This window comes from Aliterella sp. E5.1, from assembly GCF_057473825.1.
In genome coordinates this window covers 1-1307 of the sequence record NZ_JBYCCV010000398.1, presented here as the reverse complement: position 1 = coordinate 1307, position 1307 = coordinate 1, and the positions used below count along the sequence as shown (strand labels likewise).

General features: G+C 43.0%; 1 protein-coding gene. It reads left to right on the top strand.

What is annotated here, in order from left to right:
• Nucleotides 1-474: 474 nt before the first annotated feature.
• The coding region (locus tag AC2VE5_RS27640) for an NPCBM/NEW2 domain-containing protein (protein WP_486890718.1) at nt 475-1307 on the top strand (833 nt) is incomplete at its 3' end.

Below are 1307 nucleotides of genomic sequence, written 5' to 3'. Positions count from 1 at the left end.
GCAATGAAACCTGTACCACTGGCTCAAATCAACACTTTGTTAACAGTGTGAAGCCTTTTGCCTCGATTAGACAAACATAAGTGGAGAAAGATGTCAGACTGCACTATATTTCGGGGGAATGTAATGTGTTTCACTGGGAAATTACCGTTAAAGTTGCAAAATCTCAGAAGTAGACTTGTTTGCGAGCAGCGTATCACCTGCCAAAGTCAATTGTTCTGTTGTAAAGGCTAAGTTAAATTTTTACAGGACTCTGTAAACTAAAGAGCTTCTTCAGACATTCAATGAATCATGTTCAGCTATTAGCTAAAAGCCTGAAGATAGACACTGGTAGAGTTTAAGCCAGGGCAACTCTAACTTACAGAATTTGGCGATCGCTGACTTACTGTTTATTTCTTGTCTTGTTCAGGCTTTGCAAGCCACCTATTACATCAAGTTTGTTAGTTCAATTAACAATTAATCCGGGGGGATTGAAAAATGGTAAGTATTGATGGGCTTTTGCCCAATGGTTCGCCTGCGCTAGGTTCAAGTGAAGGAATCGGAAACTCAACAAATGATCTCATGTCAGGGTCTTTATTAACCGATGCCACTTTAGGTCAGAGCAGTGATCTAGCGATGCTTTCAAAAACATTGGAGACCAGCAGTTCAGGAGGTGGAGAATCGTCTGCGGACTTAGCCGAACTAGACACCTCTGCAGACGCTAATCTTCAAGCCGAAAGTAGTATTGATCTTGGTCAGAATCTTCAAAATCTTGCTGCTACTCCAACAAGCCGCAAAACTACACTTGCGGAAGAATCTGGTGCAGATCCCCTTTCTGGTCAAGCATTGAATGCCTTAGCTGTTAATGATGCAGTTGAAAATTTGCAAACGAGCAGCCCTCCCCAAATCAACTATCTGAGTGATCTTAATTGGGTTTCTGCAACCAGTGGTTGGGGACCTGTCGAGAAAGATATAAGTAACGGAGGAAAGCAAGCTGAAGATGGTCAAAAAATTACCCTTAATGGCAAATCCTACAACAAAGGACTTGGTACCCACAGTGCATCAGAGATTCGCTATGCCCTAGGCGGCAAATACAAAACCTTCCGCTCAGACATTGGGGTCGATGATGAAGTGGGCGAAAAGGGGTCTGTTACCTTCCAGGTATGGGCTGATAATGCAAAGCTTTTTGACAGTGGCGTGATGCAAGGTGACTCAGCTACTAAAAATGTTGATGTCGATGTGTCTGGCAAGCAGGAACTGAAGCTAATTGTCACAGATGGTGGCAACAACAATAACTTTGATCACGCTGATTGGGCTAATGCTCGTTTAGT